The following is an 18,036-nucleotide window of genomic DNA, read 5'->3' as shown; positions in this document are numbered from 1 at the left end:
CGCGCCATCGCGCGCCGGAGCGGGTCAGGAGACAGCCTTGATCGAAAGGCTATCGAGATAGGCGGAGGGATTGTCGGGGTCGAAGACCTTGCCGTCGAAGAAAGTCTCCTTGCCGCGAGAAGACGATGCGGGAATATCGGCCGCCGCGACGCCGAGATCCTTGGCGGCCTCGCGCCAGATGTCTTCGCGGTTCACTTGGTTGACCAGCGCCTTGATGTCGGTACTCGCCGGTAGATTTCCCCAGCGGATGTTTTCCGTCATGAACCAGCTATCGTGGCTCTTGAACGGATAGGAGGCGCCGTCTTTCCAGAACTTCATATAGAGGTCGGTGGCTTTGACATCGCGGCCGTTGCCATAATTGATGTCGCCCTTGAGGCGGCCGAGTACGTCCTTCGTCGGAACGTTGAACCATTGGCGCTTGCCGAGAATCTCAGCCATCTCCGCCTTATTGTCCATGCTTTCGCACCACTGCTGGGCCTCCATGACGGCCATCAGCAGGGCCTTGGCAGCATTGGGATTCTTTTCGATCCAGTCGGCGCGCAGTCCGAGCGCCTTTTCAGGATGACCCTTCCAGAGCTCGCCGGTGGTGGCCGCGGTAAAGCCGATGCCCTGGTTGACGAGCTGCTCATTCCACGGTTCGCCCACACAGAAGACGTCCATGTTGCCGACCTTCATGTTGGCAACCATCTGCGGCGGCGGCACGACGATGGTCGAAACGTCCTTGTTCGGATCGATGCCGCCGGCAGCGAGCCAGTAGCGGATCCAGAGGTCATGGGTGCCGCCCGGGAAGGTCATGGCGGCCTTGATCTCCTTGCCCTCCGCCTTCTTTTTCTCGAATGCCGCCTTCAGCTTGGAGGAATCCAGCTGCACGCCGGTCTCGGCATATTCCTTGGCGACGGAAATACCCTGGCTGTCGAGGTTGAGCCGGGCGAGGATCGCCATCGGCACCGGCTTATTGTTCTGCGTCACCTTGCCGGTATGCATGAGATAGGGGAGCGGCGACAGGATATGGGCACCGTCGATACCGTTTGCTGCACCGCCCAGCACGAGATTGTCGCGGGTCGCACCCCAGGATGCCTGTTTGGCCACATCCGTTTCCGGCAGGCCATACTTGTCGAAAAAGCCCTTTTCCTTGGCGACGATCAGCGGTGCGGAATCGGTGAGAGCGATAAAGCCGAGCTTTGCACCTTTCACCTCAGGACCCGCTCCGGCTGCAAAGGCGCCGGACGGAAAGGCAGCCTTGACGGCGCCGATGAGGGCAGCCGCTGCGGTCGTCTTGAGCATGCTGCGGCGGGTAATGCCGCTTGTCGAAATCCCAGTCTGCAAATTCTTAGTCATGCGCAGGTTCCCTCTGCTGGCTGAATTTGGACACAAAAAAACGCCGCCGGAAATTGCGTCCAGGGGATGGGAGAATCCCGGAGCAAAAACCTTGCGACGTCGGTGTCTATTGTAGGCGCTTATGCCGCGCCTATCTGCGCCGGTCGCCATTGACCGATGCTTCTCAGAACTTGCAAGCATCGTGCCAGTTCTGCTGAATGCTGGTAACGGCCTGAAGTAAAATGAGAAATCCAAGGAATCTATAACTGCCTATACATTAGGCATGTTTGCTTTGTGCCGATCTTTTGTGCGATTGCTGCTATGGTCGCAGTCGTGAGAGCAACTATTTGTGCAGCGCACGCGCGCGGCTCGGCCGCCGCACTGCCACCGCAAAGCCGAGATTATCGCTCGAATGGTTCGCCGAGCGAAGCGACGCCGTTCAGTTTGAGCAGGCGGCGGTCAGCGGAGATGATGCCGAGGACGATGATCGTGACGAGATATGGCAGGCTCGAGAGCAGTTGCGAGGGAACGTCCAGTCCGGTTGCCTGGGCTGCAAGCCCCATCAGCGAGACCGCGCCGAAGAGGCAGGCGCCGAGGAAGATACGGCCGGTGAGCCAAGTCCCGAAGACGACGAGGGCGATGGCGATCCAGCCGCGCCCGGCAATCATCCCGTCAGCCCAGAGCGGTGTATAGACTACCGACGCATAGGCGCCGGCGAAGCCGGCCATCGCGCCGCCGAAGGCGATGGCGAGGACGCGGACTGATATCACCGAATAGCCGATGGCGTGAGCGGCCTTGGGATTCTCGCCGACGGCGCGGACGATAAGACCAAGCTTGCTGTAGGCAAATATCGCCCACAAGGCGAGGGTCGCGGCGAGTGAAATCCACACGACGATGTCCTGGACGAAAAGGCCGCCGATAACCGGCAATTCCGAAAGCCCCGGAAGGGCGAGCTTCGGAAGTCCCCTGACCGTGAGGCTTTCATAGGTCTTGCCGAAAAGCGCGGAAAGGCCCTGGCCGAGAATGCCGATGGCAAGGCCCGCCGCCACCTGGTTTGCCCGGAATCCCAGAGTGACGAAGGCAAAGAGCAGCGAAAGCACAGCACTGCCGAGCCCGGCGACGACGAAACCCAGGAGATGTCCGCCGCCCTGATAGACGACGATGAAGGCGAGCACGGCACCGAAGGCCATCAATCCCTCGACCCCGAGGTTGAGGACGCCGGCGCGCTCGGCCACCAGTTCGCCGAGGGCTGCCAGAAGAAACGGGGTCGCAGCCGCGAGCATGCCGGCAAGAATGAACTCGATGGCGTTCATGATGGGCTCCGGTGAGCGGCGCGGCGCCATTCAAGGCGATAGCGCACAAAGGCGACGGCGATCAGGTAGGCGAGCAGCAGACTGCCCTGGAAGACACGAACGGCGGCGATCGGCAGGTTGGCCGAGACCATGGCATTGTCGCCACCGATATAGATGACCGCCATGACCAGCGCCGAGATCACGATGCCGATCGGATGCAGGCCGCCGAGATAGGCGACGATGATGGCCGCATAGCCATAACCGCTCGCGACCGAACGCTGCAGCTGACCGAGCGGGCCTGCGACTTCGGCGGCACCGGCAAGACCGGCTGCAAAACCGCCGATCAGCAGCGAAAGCCAGATCGCCCAACCTTCCTTAAAGCCGGCATAGCCGGCAGCCCGCGGCGCCAGACCGCCGACCTGCAGCTTGTAGCCGATGAAGCTCCTCTGCATGAAGACCCAGGCCGCAACCGACAAAGCGAGCGTGATGAGGAATGAGACATTGACGCGGGTACCGGCAATCAGGGTCGGCACCATCGCATCATACTGAAACATCACCGACTGGGGGAAGTTGAAGCCATTCGGATCCTTCCAGGGGCCGAGCAGCAGATAGTTCAGCAGCTGCGCCGCAACGAGGCTCAGCATCAGCGAGACGAGAATCTCGTTGGCGTTGAGGCGTACGCGCCAGAAGGCGGTGAGAGAAGCCCAGAGAGCGCCGCCGATGGCGCCGAGCAGCAGCATTGCCGGCCAGATCCACTGGCCCGTCGCTTGCGGAAACCAGACCGGAATGGCAGAGGCGAAGATCGCACCGAGAATGAACTGGCCTTCGGCGCCGATGTTGAAGACCTTGGCGCGAAAGCCGATCGCCAGTCCTTGGGCGATGAGAAGGAGCGGACCTGCCTTCAAAAGCACTTCCGAAAATGACGCCCAGGAAAGGAAGGGCTCGAAAAGCATCGCATAGACGACCGCGACAGGATCGCGGCCCATCAAAACGTAAAGGCCGAGATTAAGTGCGATCGCTCCCCCGAGCGCTATGACAGGTGCGCACAGGGCCGCGGCAAGCGAAGCGCGCTCCCGGCGGACCAGGGTGGGAACGAAAGCAAGGGACCAAGCGCTCATTGCTGGACTTTCTCAGGCGAGGCTTGTGCCCCGATCATGTATCGGCCGATCTCCTCGGGCTTCGTGTCCCGCGTTGCGAGCGGCGGGCCGAGTCGGCCGTGATGCAGCACCTGGATGGAATCGCAGAGCTCGAACAGTTCTTCCAGCTCCTCGGAAATGACGAGGATCGCCATGCCCTGATTGCGCAATGCGACCAGACGGCTGCGGATGGCGGATGCGGCGCCGATATCGACGCCCCAGGTCGGCTGCGCCAGGAAAAGCAATTTGGGAGACAGCATGATTTCGCGGCCGACGATGAACTTCTGCAGATTGCCGCCGGACAGGGTGCCGGCTTCCGCATCCGGGCTGGGAGTGCGCACATCATACTGACGGATGCAATCATCGGTGAACGCCGAAGCCCGCGCCCTGTCGACGAGACCGTGCCGCAAAAGCTTGAGCGGATGGGCCGTCAGCAGGCTGTTGAGGACCAGCGACATTTCGGGCACGGCGCCGCGTCCGAGCCGGTCTTCCGGAACGAAGGCAAATCCGAGTGTGCGCCGCCCGGCGGCGTCGAGCCTGCCGACATCCATCCCCATCATGTAGATCCGGTCGCGCTGGTCGCGCCCCAGCACCGTCTCGCCTGAAATCAAGGCGGCAAGCTCGCTTTGACCGTTGCCCGAAATACCGGCGATCCCGAGGATTTCGCCGGCACGCACCTCGAGACTGATGCCGAAGAGCGGCACTGCGAAGGGATCGTCGGGCTGATAGTCCAAACCGATGATCTCCAGCCGCTTTTCGCCGCCAGACAGTGGCAGCGCCGCCATCGGCGCCGGCATGTCATGGCCGATCATCATGCGGGCAAGGTCATGGGCATCATGTTGACGCGGGTCGACATCCCCGGTCACGCGTCCGCCGCGCAGGATCGTCGCCCGGTCGCAGATCGCCCGGATTTCTTCGAGCTTGTGGGAGATCAACAGGATGGAAACGCCGCCGTCGCGCAGCCGACGCAGCGTGTCGAAGAGCTTCACCACCAGTTGCGGCGGCAGGACGGAGGTGGGCTCGTCGAGGATCAGCAGCTTCGGATTGGTCATCAGGCTTCGGATGATCTCCACCCGTTGCCGTTCGCCGACAGACAGCGCATGCACATGGGCAAGCGGGTCGACTTCGAGGCCGAATTCCCGTCCAAGCGTCCGAATACGGTCCTTGAGCTCAGCCTTGCGGCCCGGCACGACCAGCCGAATATTCTCCAGGACGGTCAGGGTCTCGAACAGCGAGAAATGCTGGAAGACCATGCCGATGCCATTGCGCCTAGCCTCGGCGGGGGAGGCGAGGCGCAACGGGTTTCCTTCCCAGATGACCTCTCCGCCGTCCGGTTGCTCGACGCCGTAGATCAGCTTCATCAGCGTCGATTTTCCCGCCCCGTTTTCCCCGAGGATCGCATGAATCGATTGCGGCGCCACGTCCAGATCGATGGCCTGATTGGCATGGATCTGGCCGTAGCTCTTCGAAATGCCGCGCAGCGACAGGAGCGGGGTGGTCATGATTTATTTCGGCAGCGGCGTGGACACGCCCTTGACGTGCCAGTTCATGGCGATGATCTCGGGGTCGGCCATGGTCGCACCCGATGCGACAGCTTCGCTGCCGTCGGCCTTGGCGATCGGCCCGGTAAAGGGCGAGAAGCTGCCGTCGGCGATCTTTACCTCGATCTCCTTGATCTTGGTCATCACCTCAGCCGGAATATCAGGATTCCAGTCGACCACCTCGACAACCTTGTCGGCAACGCCGAGGAACGCATTGGCGCCCTTAAACGTACCGGCGAGATGGGCATCGACCGAAGCCTTGAAGAACGGCGACCAGTCCGTCGCGATGCAGCCGAGATAGGTTTTGGGCGCATATTTCTTCATCGAGGAATTGAGGTTGAAGGCGTAGACGCCGGCTTCCTCACAGGCCGAGATCACAGACGGCGTGTCCTGGGCGTTGGAGAAGATCACGTCGCACTTCTGCGCGATCAGGGCCTTAGCGGCTTCCTGCTCCTTGGCCGGATCGAACCATGAGTTCACCCAGACCACCGAGACCTCAATATCGGGCTTGACGGCCTGGGCGCCGAGCGTAAAGGCGTTGATCGAGGTAATGAGCTCGGGGATCGCAAAGGCCGAGACAGAGCCGAGTTTGCCGGTCTTGGAAAGTGCTGCCGCAGCCATACCGAGCAGATAGGTGCCCTGGAAATACTTGGCGGCGAAGGGCGAGAAGTTCGGAGCGACCTGGAAGCCGGAGGCGTGCAGGACCGTGACGCTCGGATCGCGGCGGGCGACCTGCAAGGCGCCGTTCTGATAGCCGAAAGAGCCGGCAACCAGGAACTTGTTTCCGTCGGCGACGGTCTTGTTCATGATGCGGTCGGCGTCCGGGCCTTCCGCAATATTCTCAAGCACGGTGACCTTCACCTTGTCGCCGTAAGCGGCCTTGATCGGCTCGAGGCCGGCTGCAAGTGCGTGCCCCCAGCCAACGTCGCCGACCGGCGAGGGGATTACCAGCGTGATGCCGAGTGGCTCGTCGGCGGCGAAAGCAAGCCGGCTGCCGAGCGCGCCGGCGAGGCCGGTAGCGGCAGCGGCGGTCATCAGATTTCTGCGGGTCAGTTTGGTCATGTTCTCAGTTCCCTCTTTTGGTTTTTTTAAAATTCCACGGTGGATAGTGCGGCCTCGGCATCGGCAGCCAGCTTGGCTTCGTCGAGCCCGGGAAATTCGCCCTTCTGCCAGACGATGCGGCCATTGATCATGGTCATGTCAGTCGCCATGCCGATGCCGACGCGGGCAATCAGGCTCAGCGGATCGTGGCGCGTGCCGACATAATCCATGCGCCGCGTGTCGATCGCAAACAGGTCGGCGGCCATGCCGGGCGCGAGCCGGCCGATATCGCGCCGGCCGAGCAGGCCGGCACCCCCGGTCGTGCCGTAGCCGAGGAAATCGACTGGTGGCGGCACGGGATGCGCACGGCTGGAGGAGACGAGGCACTGCAGCATGTAGGCGGAGTGCAGGCAGTGCATCAGGTTGGAATTGTCGCTGGAGGCAGCACCATCGCAGCCGAGGCCGATGCGCAGGCCGAAGGCTGCCATGGCGGGAATGTCAGTGACCTCAGCGCCGACCAGATAGACCGGTTCCGGGCAATGCGCGACGCCGGTGCCGCTGGCGGCCATCTTCCTGAGCTCGTCGTGGGTGAGCTCCCAGCAATGGGCATAGAAGGTATCAGGCCCGGCAAAGCCGAGCTCTTCCAGATAGTCGACCGTACGCATGCCGTGGCGCGCCTGAATGACCGGGCTTTCGCCTTCGCCGACATGGGTATGCATCATGACGCCGCGATCGCGCGCCAGCGCCACCGATTCCAGGAAAGTCTCGCGGTAGCAATTGACCGGCTGACAGGGTGCCACCACGACCTGGCGCATGCTGAAGGGGCTGGTATCGTGATAGGTGTCGATCAGCCGGGCGCAATCGGCGATGAATTCGTCCGTCGTTTCCAGCATCTCGTCGGGAATGGTCGAGCCTTCCGACTTCGGCAGGGTGTTGCCGCCGCGGCCGGCATGGAAACGCATGCCGAGCAGTTCGGCGGCTTCGAACTGGCGGTCGATCAGCTGCTTTCCGGCGTGCCGGGGGAAATTGTACTGGTGGTCGAAGGCCGTGGTGCAGCCATGCTTGATCATCTCGGCCATCGCCGTGACCGAGGCGTGGTAGAAGCACGCCTCGTTGAGCTGCGAAAAGATCGGATAGATGCGGTCCAGCCACTCGATCACAGAGAGCTTCGTCCAGTCGAGATCGGCGCGGTTGCGCACGAAGCACTGGAAGAAGTGATGATGGGTGTTGACGAGGCCCGGATAGACAAACCAGCCGGCGGCATCCTGAACGGTGGTGCCGACAGGTAATGTGTCTGCCCCCAGATTTTCGCCGATCGCCACAATCGCCGGACCACTGGTCAGGAGGTCGACATTGCGGTGGACGACCGGCCCCTTGCCGTCGTCGACGATCACGGCTGCGCAGTTCTTCAGGAAATAACCAGCCATCTCACGCCTCGCCCGATTCGATCTGAGGTTCGGGCTTCAATTCGTGTAGCCGGTGAATGCCTGGCATCTCGATAAATTTGTCGAGAGCGCGCAGCGCGCGGGACCAGAGCCGGATCGCAGGATAAGCATCCAGCGTGACGCCCCCATCGGGCGCCAGCGCCACATAGGGAAAGCAGGCGATGTCGGCAATTGTCGGCCGGCCGGCGGCGAGGAAACTCATGCCGCGAAGACCCTGCTCGACGAGCCCGGCTTCAAGCTCGCGAAGCGCGGCGATGCCCTGAGCCTGCAGTGCGCCGATATCGCCCGGGCGTAGCAGCATTTCATGGAGCCGCGCGCCGCCGAGGCTGGCCGTCAGCCGACCGGAGAACGACAGCCATTGCTGCACCCGCGCCGCTTCCTCGGCCTTGCCGCTGCCGAGCCATTCGGGTGCTGCCTTGGCGGCGAGATAAACGAGGATCGCCGACGATTCCGTCAGGATCAGGTCGCCATCCTCCAGGATCGGAATGGAGCCTGCCGGGTTGAGCGCAAGCAGCTCGGGGCCGCGATGCTCGGCGCCGGGATGGAAATCCACCGCGCGCAGGTCAAGCTTCACGCCGGCCAGCGCCGCCATCAGGCGCACCTTGTAGCAACTTGGCGAGAGAATATAGTCGTAGAGCTTCATTGCGCCACCAGCTGTGCGCCATAGGTATAGTTGTGACGCTTCAGCCAGCGCCGGTAGGCGATCGATGTCAGATCGGCACGCGTCGGGATTTCCATGCCGGGGTCGAGCGGCAGCAGCCGCGGGATCTGGTTTTCGAGGATCGAACGGTCCTGCAGAAAGATCGTCTGCTGGAAATGAATGAGGTCGGTCATCGCGGTCTCGTCATCGAAGAGCGCCATCCACGGCCAGACGTCGCAGAGGTCTTCGGCCAGCGGCTGCACGAAGAGCGTGATGACATCCCATTCGCTCGGGCGCGGCGGGCAGGTCTTGTAAAGCACGGAGCAGGTGGGCGCCGGCACGCGGTACATGTATTCCGTGGTGATCCCGCCGCTTGCCGACTTGGCGGCCTGCGGCTGGTAGAATTTCACCTGCGTCGCCCAGACCTCGTCTTCTTGCTCGCGGATCTCGACCTTGTAGTTCTGGACCTCCGTATGCGGCTCCGCGCCGAGAATATCGGTGTGGACGAAGGGGAAATGGGCGATGTCGAGAAAATTCTCGACGGCGCGGAGCGGCGAGCAGCGCACCCGCACCACGCCGACATCGACGAAGCGGCGGCCGGGCTGGTCGGCCTCGGGAATGGGGAAAAGTTCCTTCTTCGGCTCACCGAGGGAGGACCAGACATGCCCGTAACGAACACGCACCGGCAGAACACGCCGATCGCCGCCCGTCACCTTCGGATTGCCATCGGCATCGCGCGCCACGTCGATCGGCTCGCCCATCAGCGCCGTCTTACGGCCGGCGCTGTCGAGCTGGCTGAAAAGCCCGACCGGATACCATTCATCGATCATCGCCTGCATGGTCATTGCGCGATCTCCTTTTTCTGAAGATCCTCAGCCCGACGCCGCAGGTTTTCGGCGGCCCGTGAAGCGCCGATGCCCGCGGTAAGGCCGGCATCACCCTTCAGCAGTACATGGATCAGCGTCTGTCCGTCTTCTTGGGCGGATAATAGCAGACAGATGGTCCCGGTGGGTGTGTCGATCTCGACAAGACCATCAGGGCTCGCCTTGCTGCCGGCCGCCGCCTCGATCGCGGCGATGCCGGCGAACGCTGTCAGCGAGCGCAGGGGAATGAGGCCCTCAAGCCCGGGCGGCTTCGATGCGGGCGCGCCCACGGCCACCCAGATCACGCTGCCCACTTCCTCGACATCATGGGTGGCGACGCGGATGGTTTCCGGTGGCGTCAGGCCCGGATGGGCGGGGATGCGCAGACAGTTTCCGGCCTGGCCATAGCTCCAGCCGTGATAGATGCAGGAAAGCGCCTCGCCGCGCACGAAGCCGTGAGACAAGCGCATGCCGCGATGCGGACAGCGATCCGCCGAGGCCGATATGAGTCCGGAAGCGCTGCGCCACAGGGCAATCGATCCGGCTGCCGTCCGCGCCGGCATGACGGTTCCGGCCGGTAAATCCCGGGAGAGGGCGACTGGCGTCCAAAAGCCCGTCGTATCGGAAGGCATGACTAGAATTCCCAAACAAAACCAAATGCTTGCCGATCAAGTCCCGCGTCGGCGCCGCGGTAATTCCGCTCAACCTTATTAGGTTTGCATAATTATTTCGCATTGGCAACATTGAGTAAATAATATGCACGGAGGAAATATCTTACAGCCCGGCACCAGGTCTTTTCGCGCTGAGCGCCGTGCGTTCTATCCTCTCGACCCATACGTCGATAGGCCCGAGAGAGCATCCCATCTCCATCATGTCGATCAGTTCCTCCGGCCCAGCAACCTCAAGTACGATCCGCATGGAACTCGTATGAGATATGGTGTGCGAGAGCCCAAGCTTGGCAGCGTGGCGCCGGATCCAGGGAACAAAGGAGGCGACCTCGAGATCACCGACAATCGTCATCCGCTCCAGCAGGTGGCTTGTATCTTGTTCCATGCTCGCCCTTGTTTTCCTACACCATAGCGCTTGAATGAACTTGGGGAAGGGGTCGCCGTCAAGGCGAGGATATGGCGTCGGGGTATCCTTTGCAAAGCCCTGCGGCGGCATACCAATTCCCCGCCACCGTATGGCTGCTTCGAAGCAACTCAGGCTCCGTGATGGCGCAGCCTAGTCGGGCGAGCGACCGCCCGTAAGCATTGCGACAAAAGCCGTGACCTTGGGCGGACGAAACCGAGCTGCCGGATAGACGACATAAATTCCGCCGGCAGGCAGGCTCCAGTCCGGCAACAATCTTATCAGTCGGCCAGCCTCTATATGCTCTCCAGCCAGAAAATCCGGCAGGACGGATATGCCTGCCCCCGCAAGCGTGGCCGCGAGAACCGCGGGTGTCGAATTGCTCATGAGGCTTTGTTGCATCCGCACGGTCCGCCGGTCGAAATCGCCCTGGACAAACCTCCAGACCACCGGCTCCTTGAGGGCCAGGTTGGCGATAAACGGCTGGCCCGCAGCGTCCTCTGGACTGTTCAAACTGAGCGTGGCGAAGAAGCTGGGGGACGCCACAAGCAACTGCCGGAACGAACCGATCCGTCTCGCTTGATGACTGGAGTCATCGAGCCAACCAACGCGGATCGAAAGGTCGATCTGATTGGCGAGCAGTTCCATCCTCGTATCGGCGAGCAGAAGCTCGACCCTGCAAGCGGGATACTTCTGGATAAAGGCCGCAGCAATCGGAGCGATCGTGCTCGCACCATAATCATTGGGCGCAGCAATGCGTAGCATGCCTGTCGGCTCGGCATTTGCGCGGGTGATTTCATCGACAGCGTCCCCGGCTTCGCGGAAGATCATGACGCAGCGTGCGTAGAGAAGCCTGCCGGCCTCAGTCGGCTCGACGCGTCGTGTTGTCCGGAGAAGCAAGCTAGTTTTCAACTCAGCTTCCAGCCGCGCAACCTGCTGGCTGACGACCGTCTTCGTGATCGCGAGGCGCTCGGCAGCTTTCGTGAACGAGCCGGTATCGACGACGGCTGCAAAATAGGCCAGCCGGTTGAGGTTGACAGCCTCCATAGCCTTCTTCCATTTGATTGTAAGTTTTTGACATACATTCTGTCACATTTAACAATATTTATCACTCAATAGAAGTGCACTATCTGTTGTCCGTCGCTTCAAGGATGGTCCGATATGCATCTTACCTATCTCTACGATCCGCTTTGCGGCTGGTGCTATGGTGCGGCGCCCGGGCTCGACAAATTGGTCATGCTCGACAACCTCACTGTCGAGCTCGCGCCCAGCGGGCTTTTCGCGGGCGAAGGCGCCCGTCCGCTGGATGAACGCTTCGCAGCCTATGCCTGGCATAATGACCAGCGGATCAACCGGCTCACGGGGCAGGTCTTCAGCCAGCTCTATCGCGATCAGGTTCTCGGGGGCGCAGACGGTATGTTCGACTCAGCCCCTGCGACGCTTGGGATCATAGCCGTCGGGGTGACGCAACTCGACAGGGAAGGCGATGCCCTGAAGGCACTTCAAAGCGCTCGCCATGTTGACGGCCGCAACACCTCGGAGATCGCTGTCGTGGCCGACGTTCTCGATCAGGCCGGGTTTCCCGATGCCGCCGCTCGTGTCCGGGCTCCGGGCGAGGCTCTGCTCGATATCTATCGCAACAGGATCGGGAAGTCTCGCCAACTCATGGCTGCATTCCGGGTGGATGGTGTCCCCGCGCTTTTCATTGGCGAGGGCGATAAGCGCCGCATGCTGCGCAGCGATGCCTTATTCGGCGGCTTTGACCGACTTGCTGCCGAGCTTCAGGCGGCGTGATCGTTCATTTTCAGCAGACCGTTCCATGAACTACCGACAAAGCCTGCCGGGGGAACACTCACGGCAGCAGAAAATCGAAACTGGCGATCATCGGAGACAACCATGTATTCAAGGAGAGAAATCATGAAAACCACCCTCGCAGCCGGCGCCGTTGCCGTTTTTGCGCCTGCCGGCCTCGGCAACGCAGCCGGATCAAAGCTGGCCTGGAAGCACTTCCCCGTCGGTCAGAATGGCTTCTTTCGCGCTCCGGTGCTGCTGACCGGCCCCAGCGAAGCGTTGCTGATCGATGGTGGGTTCAGCTATCCCGACGGCCGTGCGCTGGCGGAAGCCATCAAGGCCACGGGAAAGACGCTGACCGCGATTTATGTCAGCCAGTCCGATCCGGACTATTACTTCAGCCTGAAGCCGGTCCTCGAAGCCTTTCCCGGCACAAAAGTGCTGGCAGCTTCCGATACGATTGCAGCGATCAAGGGCAACGTCGAGAAAAAGCTTGCCGTTTGGGGGCCGCAGCTCAAGGAGAACGGCCCGCAGACCCTTGCAGACATCGTCATGCCGGAAGCCTTCGACGCTTCAAGCCTCACAGTTGATGGTGAGACCGTCGAGATTGTCGCGGCCGAGGCAGGGTTAAGCAATCGCCGATACCTGTTCGTGCCGTCGCTGAACGCTGTTTTCGGAGGCGTCATGATTTTCTCCGGCGTCCACGTGTGGACGGCCGACACCCAGGCATCGGAGCAGCGTGCCGCTTGGGTGGCCACCCTCGACAAAATCAGCGCCCGCAAGCCGACGATTGTCGTTCCCGGTCACATGATGCCGGAAGCGGCAACCGATCTCTCCGCCGTCGAACACACGAAGAGCTATCTGCTCGCTTTCGAGGAAGAACTCGCCAAGGCAGCCGATTCCGCTGCGCTGAAGGCCGCCATGGAAGCCCGCTTCCCCGGTCTCGGCATGGGCGTTGCGCTCGACATAGGCTCCAAAGTTGCCAAGGGAGAAATGAAGTGGGGCTGAACGGCCGATCTTCAAACTGATATGAAGGGCCTGGGGAGGGCCCTTCACCTCCATGAAGGCCGCAAAAGTGGTGATGCAGTCGTCAGGTCCGCATCTCATCAAGGCGTCCGAGCCTTTGACAAACTTTGCCAAAATCGGTTATGTTGCCTTCAAATGGAGGTTATCAATGGCCACGATGAACGTATCTCTTCCAGGCCCGATGAAGGATTGGGTGGAGGCCCAGGCCAGGACCGGGCGATATTCGAATGCTAGCGACTACGTGCGCGACCTGATCCGACGCGACCAAACGCGAAACGACAAGATCGCCGCCATGCAAAGCTTCGTCGAGGCCGGGCTCCAAAGCGGTGTCGGCGTCCGATCAAAGGATGAACTCTTTGCTGAGGCGATGGCTCGTACCAGCAAGTCATGAGTTTTAAGCTTTCTGCCGAAGCGGAAGAGGACATTATCGCGATCGCCGAGCAAGGTGTGCGTCTGTTCGGCGCAGGCCAAGCAAAGCGATACCACGATGAACTTTTCGCATTATTTGAACTGATAGCTGCCAATCCACGCATCGCGCGCGAACGGGATGAGATTGATCCGCCCGTTAGAATTCATCCCTTCAAAGCGCATCTAATCGTCTATCGGATCGAAAATGATGAGACAATTTTTGTAATACGAATTCGCCACGCGCATGAAGATTGGGCACGTGATTCAATTTAGCGCACCTCGGATGGAGCTGTGAGATTTGGTGTGCTTCAAGTTCGAATGAGTTCATGGGAGGGGCAAGACCCGATCCCGAAGAGAAGCAAGGCCGTGAATGACATCAGATGCGGTGTAAATGGAAGCTCGACAGCGCTTGACTTCAACACGCCGAAATAGAGAAGTTCCATAATTCAGCTTATGCCATTTTACACAATCTTTGATTGCTTAACCTTCGACGGGCTCGTCGCGAGAAATCCAGCAAAACGACTGCTAAATAACGATAATCTCAAAAATTTCTTCAGAAATATACACGCATGAGAGGATTCAAGGCTTTCTTCGTTCCCTCGCCGCTATAACGCAGGCGGCAGAGAAGCCGGCGCTGCTGGCCGAAAGCCGGGGCCGCCGCACGAGATGACGAGGACCTAGGTGGAGGGCTAACGAATATAGTTGATTGCTGCTCTCATCTTTAGTACCGACCTATCGCCCGGTTAAAGGATGTCACGTGGCTATACTCCCGATGCAAGATCCGCCTCGAACGGCTGAAACTTTTGTCGCCGAAAATATAGGTCTTCTGATAGAGCGGACCGAAATTCTCTGCGACGTCAGTCTTAAATTTCCGGCAGGAGAAGTTGTCGCGCTGGTCGGCCACAACGGCTCCGGCAAATCCAGCCTTCTCAAAATGTTAGCTCGCCAGCTTGTGCCGAGCACTGGATCGATCTCTTACGGAAACCAGGATCTGAGGATGTATAGCGAACGCGCTTTTGCGCGTTCGGTCGCATATCTGCCCCAGGATGTCACGACCGGATCGGAAATGACGGTCCGCGAGCTTGTAGGATGCGGTCGTTATCCGTGGCACGGAGCGCTCGGCCGGTTCACCAAGAACGATGAAGAGAAAGTCGAGGAAGCCCTTCGAGCCACGCATATCGAGACGTTCGCCGACCGTATCATGGGAACACTATCGGGCGGTGAGCGGCAACGTGCCTGGATTGCGATGCTGATCGCTCAGGATGCTCGCTGCCTGTTGCTCGACGAACCGACTGCGGCACTCGACGTTGCTCATCAGGTCGAGGTGCTCTCACTTGTGCGACGCTTGGCGCATGAAGGTGGAAGGAGTGTCGTTATCGTTCTCCACGACATCAACATGGCCGCTCGCTTCTGCGATCGGATCCATGCATTGAAACGCGGTCGCGTGGTTGCCAGCGGAACGCCGAGCGCGATCCTCGCGCCGAACACGCTGCAAGAGATCTATGGGATCGACATGGATGTGATCTCCGCGCCCAACCTGCCCTATCCGCTCGCCTATGTTTGCTGAGGCCGGCCGATCAATGGGGGTTTCGCGGCGCACCTTTTTGCAGTTCGCGGCGGCCTCGCTCATTCCAGCTCCGCTGTTTGCACAGTCGATGGGCCCAAGGATCGTCAGCCTCGACTACGGCCTTGCGTCCACTCTTTTATCCCTCGGATTGCCTCCGGTCGGGATTTCGGACCTCGCCGATTGGGACAGATGGGTTGTCGAGCCGCCGATGCCGAAATCCGTCGTCGATATCGGCAGTTCGTTCGAGGTCAATTTTGAGATTCTCGTCACGCTGAAGCCCGACATTATCTTAACCACACCCTACCTGGATGAGCTGTTGCCCAAGCTTCAGTCGGTGGCGAAAGTCGTTCGGCTGGAAATCTTTACGCCGGGCATCGGACCTATTCTTACCGCGGCCATCGCGGCGACGCGTAAATTGGCCGTTGAGCTTGGCCGTGAGAATGAAGCAGAGCAGTTCCTGGCGCGAGCCGACGTCTTCTTTGCGCAATGCCGCAGTCGCCTGGTGGGCAAGAACCTGCCGCCAGTCGCCCTGGTGAATTTCATGGATGCCCGCCATGCCCGCATCTACTCGAGTCCGGGACTGTTCCACAATGTGCTCGAGCGCATCGGTGTCCGGAACGCCTGGACCAGAGAGTCGAATTACTGGGGCTTTGAAACGATCGGGATTGAAGATCTCTCCAAGGTCACCGATCCGGATGCGCGTCTGATCGCCTTTGACCCGATTCCTCCGGACGTTCTTCCGAAACTCGCTCAGAGCCCGCTGTGGAACAGGCTTGCGTTTGCGCGCCCAGGCCATCTGTCGATTCTGCCGCCAGCCCTGATGTTCGGGATGGTGAACGAGGCCATGCGTTTCGCAGGCCTTTTGACAGATCTTCTGGAGAAGGAAGCTTGATGGTTTCCCGCCGCGACAATATCGGGCCAGCAATTGTCTTCCTCCTCCTGATGTGCGGTGGAGGCCTGGCATCGTGGTTTCTTGCCGCTCCTGCGCTGTCGGAGATGGCTCGACCGGATTACGATGTCACGCGAATGGTGTTCACCTATTCGACGCTTCCCCGTCTTGCGACGGCGCTGATTGCCGGAGCCGCTCTTGCCTTGTCCGGGGCGCTGTTTCAGCAAGTTTTGCGAAATCCGCTCGCCGATCCTACCACCCTTGGCGTGTCGGCCGGAGCAAACCTGGCGCTGGTGGTAACATCGCTGTTTCTCCCCGACCTGCTTGGCGCCGGCCGCGATCTTGTCGCTCTGATCGGCAGTGCGACCGCTGCTGTGATCGTCGTCAGCCTGGGCGCGCGCCGCGGTTTTTCGCCTTATTCGCTTGTTCTGTCGGGGCTGGTTCTCAGTCTTTGGTGCGGCGGCCTCGCTGCCATCCTGACCTATTTGAACCAGCGCTACCTCTCGAGCCTGTTCATCTGGGGCGCCGGCTCGCTGGCGCAGCAAAGCTGGGTCATTCCCCTGTCGCTTCTTTGGAAGTTGGCTGTCGTTGCCATCGGCTGCGCTTTCGTGATGAGACCGCTTTCGCTGCTCGATCTTGGCGAGAGCAGCTCCACGGCACTCGGCGTCAGATTGGTCCGGCTGCGTTTCGTTGTCGTCGCCCTTGCCGTCGCGCTTGCTGCATTTGTCACGAGCGCCGTTGGGGTGATTGGTTTCATTGGGCTGGTCGCGCCGACGATTGCGCGATTGTCCGGAGCACGGCGTCCCGCGCAGCTCATCCTCTGGTCTCCGCTGATCGGCGCCGGGCTGCTGCTCTTCGCCGACTCCATCCTGCAACTCGTCGCCGGCGGACTTGGCGATTTCTTGCCGACGGGGGCGGTGACAGCCATCTTCGGTTCGCCGTTGCTTCTCGCGCTCCTGCCGCGGCTGAAGATCCGTCATAGACTACAGCAATCGCCGGCGTTCAGACGGCCACGTCGATGGGATGGAAGCGCACCGGTCATCATCGCGGCCGCCGGCCTGCTCGTCCTGTTGATGGTCAGCGCCTTTCTCGGACGCGACGTCAATGGCGGCTGGGCTTTTACATCAGGCGAATTTTCGGTCGATGTTCTTGCGATCAGGATACCTAAGATCCTCGCCGCCCTGACATCGGGCGCCATGCTTGCGGTCGCGGGCTCGATCCTTCAGCGGCTGACCGGAAACGAAATGGCAAGTCCCGAAGTTCTGGGAATCAGTGCCGGTGCAACCTTCGGTGTTGCAATTGCCCTGTTTGCCGTCGCTCCAGGATTTTCCGGGCAATTTGCATTTGCCGTGGCCGGTGCGATCAGCGTTCTTTTTGTCATCTTCGTCAGCTCCCGTCGATCGGCCTTCGCGCCTGAACGAGTCCTGCTGGCGGGCATTGCCTTAAGCGCGATGGTCGATGCCGTCGTCGGGGTGTTGAGCTCGACGGGAGATCCGAGAGCAGTTCTGCTGATGCGGTGGATGAGCGGGTCCACCTATCTTATCGAGGGGTCGACCGCCGCAATGGAGGCGACGCTCGGCGCCGTGCTGATTACCGTCTCGCTCGCCGCTCGCCGCTGGCTTGACATACTTCCGCTTGGGCCGTCGCCTTCGGCGGCGGTCGGTATACCATTGGCGAAATCGCGATTTGCGCTTTTTGGCCTCGCGGGATTGTTGACGGCTGCCGCGACGCTCACGGTTGGCCCATTGTCATTCATCGGCCTCATGGGACCTCACCTTGCGCGGGAGGCGGGATTGGCGCGCGCGCTGCCGCAAATGGTCGGCGCCGCTCTGATCGGAGGGGGGCTTATGGTTGCGGCTGACTTCGTCGGCCGCACGATCGTATCGCCCTATCAGATCCCGGCCGGTCTCGTTTCCGCGCTCATCGGAGCGCCGTTCTTGATGCTGATGATGCGGAAGCGCAGTGCCAGCTGAGGGGGTTGCCCACGCAACACCATCAACGATCTCACT

The 18,036-nt window shown here is 60.8% G+C and carries 19 protein-coding genes; 7 read left to right on the top strand and 12 right to left on the bottom strand.

Going from position 1 to position 18,036, the window contains the following annotated elements; translation table 11 throughout:
• Nucleotides 1-24: 24 nt before the first annotated feature.
• The 11 genes from GFM02_RS21690 to GFM02_RS21640 form a co-directional block, all read right to left on the bottom strand.
• The gene (locus GFM02_RS21690; protein ID WP_168269377.1) at nt 25-1,338 is read right to left on the bottom strand and encodes a CmpA/NrtA family ABC transporter substrate-binding protein; all 1,314 of its coding nucleotides are present in this window, start codon (nt 1,336-1,338) and stop codon (nt 25-27) included.
• Between the two features lie 380 nt (nt 1,339-1,718).
• Nucleotides 1,719-2,630: an ABC transporter permease gene (locus tag GFM02_RS21685; RefSeq protein ID WP_168269379.1), complete on the bottom strand. Its 912-nt coding sequence runs from the start codon at nt 2,628-2,630 to the stop codon at nt 1,719-1,721.
• Nucleotides 2,627-3,727 (bottom strand): ABC transporter permease, encoded by a 1,101-nt coding sequence (locus GFM02_RS21680; RefSeq protein ID WP_003538564.1) that lies wholly within the window; start codon nt 3,725-3,727, stop codon nt 2,627-2,629. Before GFM02_RS21680 ends, GFM02_RS21685 begins: the two co-directional genes overlap by 4 nt.
• A complete protein-coding gene (locus GFM02_RS21675) occupies nt 3,724-5,247 on the bottom strand; it encodes an ABC transporter ATP-binding protein (RefSeq protein ID WP_168322744.1) in 1,524 nt (507 codons plus the stop codon). Before GFM02_RS21675 ends, GFM02_RS21680 begins: the two co-directional genes overlap by 4 nt.
• 3 nt (nt 5,248-5,250) lie before the next feature.
• The gene (locus tag GFM02_RS21670; RefSeq protein ID WP_168322743.1) at nt 5,251-6,348 is read right to left on the bottom strand and encodes a BMP family ABC transporter substrate-binding protein; all 1,098 of its coding nucleotides are present in this window, start codon (nt 6,346-6,348) and stop codon (nt 5,251-5,253) included.
• Nucleotides 6,349-6,374: 26 nt separating this feature from the next.
• Entirely contained in the window at nt 6,375-7,754 is a 1,380-nt protein-coding gene (locus GFM02_RS21665) for an amidohydrolase (protein WP_168322742.1), read from the bottom strand.
• 1 nt (nt 7,755) lies between these two features.
• Complete coding sequence (locus GFM02_RS21660; protein ID WP_168322741.1) at nt 7,756-8,415, bottom strand: glutathione S-transferase family protein; 660 nt, start codon at nt 8,413-8,415, stop codon at nt 7,756-7,758.
• Complete coding sequence (locus tag GFM02_RS21655; RefSeq protein WP_168322740.1) at nt 8,412-9,257, bottom strand: aromatic ring-hydroxylating oxygenase subunit alpha; 846 nt, start codon at nt 9,255-9,257, stop codon at nt 8,412-8,414. The genes GFM02_RS21660 and GFM02_RS21655 overlap by 4 nt, the downstream gene beginning before the upstream one ends.
• Nucleotides 9,254-9,907, bottom strand: a complete 654-nt coding sequence (locus GFM02_RS21650) for a Rieske 2Fe-2S domain-containing protein (protein ID WP_168322739.1) — start codon at nt 9,905-9,907, stop codon at nt 9,254-9,256. Before GFM02_RS21650 ends, GFM02_RS21655 begins: the two co-directional genes overlap by 4 nt.
• Nucleotides 9,908-10,049: 142 nt before the next feature.
• Nucleotides 10,050-10,328: an acylphosphatase gene (locus tag GFM02_RS21645; protein WP_168269390.1), complete on the bottom strand. Its 279-nt coding sequence runs from the start codon at nt 10,326-10,328 to the stop codon at nt 10,050-10,052.
• A 171-nt stretch (nt 10,329-10,499) separates the two neighbouring features.
• The gene (locus GFM02_RS21640) at nt 10,500-11,393 is read right to left on the bottom strand and encodes a LysR family transcriptional regulator (RefSeq protein WP_168322738.1); all 894 of its coding nucleotides are present in this window, start codon (nt 11,391-11,393) and stop codon (nt 10,500-10,502) included.
• Nucleotides 11,394-11,507: 114 nt separating this feature from the next.
• Here GFM02_RS21640 and GFM02_RS21635 point away from each other — a divergent pair, with 114 nt between their 5' ends.
• Entirely contained in the window at nt 11,508-12,140 is a 633-nt protein-coding gene (locus GFM02_RS21635) for a DsbA family protein (protein WP_168322737.1), read from the top strand.
• Here the strand turns inward: GFM02_RS21635 and GFM02_RS21630 are convergent.
• Nucleotides 12,128-12,265, bottom strand: a complete 138-nt coding sequence (locus GFM02_RS21630; protein ID WP_155247457.1) for a hypothetical protein — start codon at nt 12,263-12,265, stop codon at nt 12,128-12,130. The two genes, GFM02_RS21635 and GFM02_RS21630, sit on opposite strands and share 13 nt — an antisense overlap.
• Here GFM02_RS21630 and GFM02_RS21625 point away from each other — a divergent pair.
• The 6 genes from GFM02_RS21625 to fhuB all read left to right on the top strand — a co-directional run bounded on the left by GFM02_RS21625 (nt 12,243) and on the right by fhuB (nt 18,000).
• Nucleotides 12,243-13,145 (top strand): MBL fold metallo-hydrolase, encoded by a 903-nt coding sequence (locus tag GFM02_RS21625; RefSeq protein ID WP_168322736.1) that lies wholly within the window; start codon nt 12,243-12,245, stop codon nt 13,143-13,145. The two genes, GFM02_RS21630 and GFM02_RS21625, sit on opposite strands and share 23 nt — an antisense overlap.
• Before the next feature lie 166 nt (nt 13,146-13,311).
• Nucleotides 13,312-13,554, top strand: a complete 243-nt coding sequence (locus tag GFM02_RS21620; RefSeq protein ID WP_017968613.1) for a type II toxin-antitoxin system ParD family antitoxin — start codon at nt 13,312-13,314, stop codon at nt 13,552-13,554.
• On the top strand, nt 13,551-13,844 hold the full coding sequence (locus GFM02_RS21615; RefSeq protein WP_168322735.1) for a type II toxin-antitoxin system RelE/ParE family toxin: 294 nt from the start codon (nt 13,551-13,553) through the stop codon (nt 13,842-13,844). The genes GFM02_RS21620 and GFM02_RS21615 overlap by 4 nt, the downstream gene beginning before the upstream one ends.
• A 499-nt stretch (nt 13,845-14,343) precedes the next feature.
• A complete protein-coding gene (locus GFM02_RS21610) occupies nt 14,344-15,138 on the top strand; it encodes an ABC transporter ATP-binding protein (RefSeq protein ID WP_168269692.1) in 795 nt (264 codons plus the stop codon).
• 13 nt (nt 15,139-15,151) lie between these two features.
• The gene (locus GFM02_RS21605) at nt 15,152-16,030 is read left to right on the top strand and encodes an iron-siderophore ABC transporter substrate-binding protein (protein WP_168322734.1); all 879 of its coding nucleotides are present in this window, start codon (nt 15,152-15,154) and stop codon (nt 16,028-16,030) included.
• Nucleotides 16,030-18,000 carry a Fe(3+)-hydroxamate ABC transporter permease FhuB gene (gene fhuB, locus GFM02_RS21600; RefSeq protein ID WP_168322851.1) on the top strand — a complete coding sequence of 657 codons (1,971 nt, stop codon included), beginning with the start codon at nt 16,030-16,032 and terminating at the stop codon, nt 17,998-18,000. The genes GFM02_RS21605 and fhuB overlap by 1 nt, the downstream gene beginning before the upstream one ends.
• Nucleotides 18,001-18,036 lie beyond the last annotated feature (36 nt).

It is taken from the genome of Rhizobium leguminosarum bv. viciae (genome assembly GCF_012276115.1).
GTDB lineage: Bacteria > Pseudomonadota > Alphaproteobacteria > Rhizobiales > Rhizobiaceae > Rhizobium > Rhizobium leguminosarum_T.
The sequence above is the reverse complement of the archived record's forward strand: the minus strand, read 5'-3'. Positions and strand labels throughout refer to the sequence as shown.

What these genes read in the sequence shown, in the direction of transcription:
- GFM02_RS21690 (WP_168269377.1), bottom strand. Translation starts at nt 1,338, where the DNA reads ATGACTAAGAATTTGCAGACTGGGATTTCGACAAGCGGCATTACCCGC.
- GFM02_RS21685 (WP_168269379.1), bottom strand. Translation starts at nt 2,630, where the DNA reads ATGAACGCCATCGAGTTCATTCTTGCCGGCATGCTCGCGGCTGCGACC.
- GFM02_RS21680 (WP_003538564.1), bottom strand. Translation starts at nt 3,727, where the DNA reads ATGAGCGCTTGGTCCCTTGCTTTCGTTCCCACCCTGGTCCGCCGGGAG.
- GFM02_RS21675 (WP_168322744.1), bottom strand. Translation starts at nt 5,247, where the DNA reads ATGACCACCCCGCTCCTGTCGCTGCGCGGCATTTCGAAGAGCTACGGC.
- GFM02_RS21670 (WP_168322743.1), bottom strand. Translation starts at nt 6,348, where the DNA reads ATGACCAAACTGACCCGCAGAAATCTGATGACCGCCGCTGCCGCTACC.
- GFM02_RS21665 (WP_168322742.1), bottom strand. Translation starts at nt 7,754, where the DNA reads ATGGCTGGTTATTTCCTGAAGAACTGCGCAGCCGTGATCGTCGACGAC.
- GFM02_RS21660 (WP_168322741.1), bottom strand. Translation starts at nt 8,415, where the DNA reads ATGAAGCTCTACGACTATATTCTCTCGCCAAGTTGCTACAAGGTGCGC.
- GFM02_RS21655 (WP_168322740.1), bottom strand. Translation starts at nt 9,257, where the DNA reads ATGACCATGCAGGCGATGATCGATGAATGGTATCCGGTCGGGCTTTTC.
- GFM02_RS21650 (WP_168322739.1), bottom strand. Translation starts at nt 9,907, where the DNA reads ATGCCTTCCGATACGACGGGCTTTTGGACGCCAGTCGCCCTCTCCCGG.
- GFM02_RS21645 (WP_168269390.1), bottom strand. Translation starts at nt 10,328, where the DNA reads ATGGAACAAGATACAAGCCACCTGCTGGAGCGGATGACGATTGTCGGT.
- GFM02_RS21640 (WP_168322738.1), bottom strand. Translation starts at nt 11,393, where the DNA reads ATGGAGGCTGTCAACCTCAACCGGCTGGCCTATTTTGCAGCCGTCGTC.
- GFM02_RS21635 (WP_168322737.1), top strand. Translation starts at nt 11,508, where the DNA reads ATGCATCTTACCTATCTCTACGATCCGCTTTGCGGCTGGTGCTATGGT.
- GFM02_RS21625 (WP_168322736.1), top strand. Translation starts at nt 12,243, where the DNA reads ATGTATTCAAGGAGAGAAATCATGAAAACCACCCTCGCAGCCGGCGCC.
- GFM02_RS21630 (WP_155247457.1), bottom strand. Translation starts at nt 12,265, where the DNA reads ATGATTTCTCTCCTTGAATACATGGTTGTCTCCGATGATCGCCAGTTT.
- GFM02_RS21620 (WP_017968613.1), top strand. Translation starts at nt 13,312, where the DNA reads ATGGCCACGATGAACGTATCTCTTCCAGGCCCGATGAAGGATTGGGTG.
- GFM02_RS21615 (WP_168322735.1), top strand. Translation starts at nt 13,551, where the DNA reads ATGAGTTTTAAGCTTTCTGCCGAAGCGGAAGAGGACATTATCGCGATC.
- GFM02_RS21610 (WP_168269692.1), top strand. Translation starts at nt 14,344, where the DNA reads ATGCAAGATCCGCCTCGAACGGCTGAAACTTTTGTCGCCGAAAATATA.
- GFM02_RS21605 (WP_168322734.1), top strand. Translation starts at nt 15,152, where the DNA reads ATGGGGGTTTCGCGGCGCACCTTTTTGCAGTTCGCGGCGGCCTCGCTC.
- fhuB (WP_168322851.1), top strand. Translation starts at nt 16,030, where the DNA reads ATGGTTTCCCGCCGCGACAATATCGGGCCAGCAATTGTCTTCCTCCTC.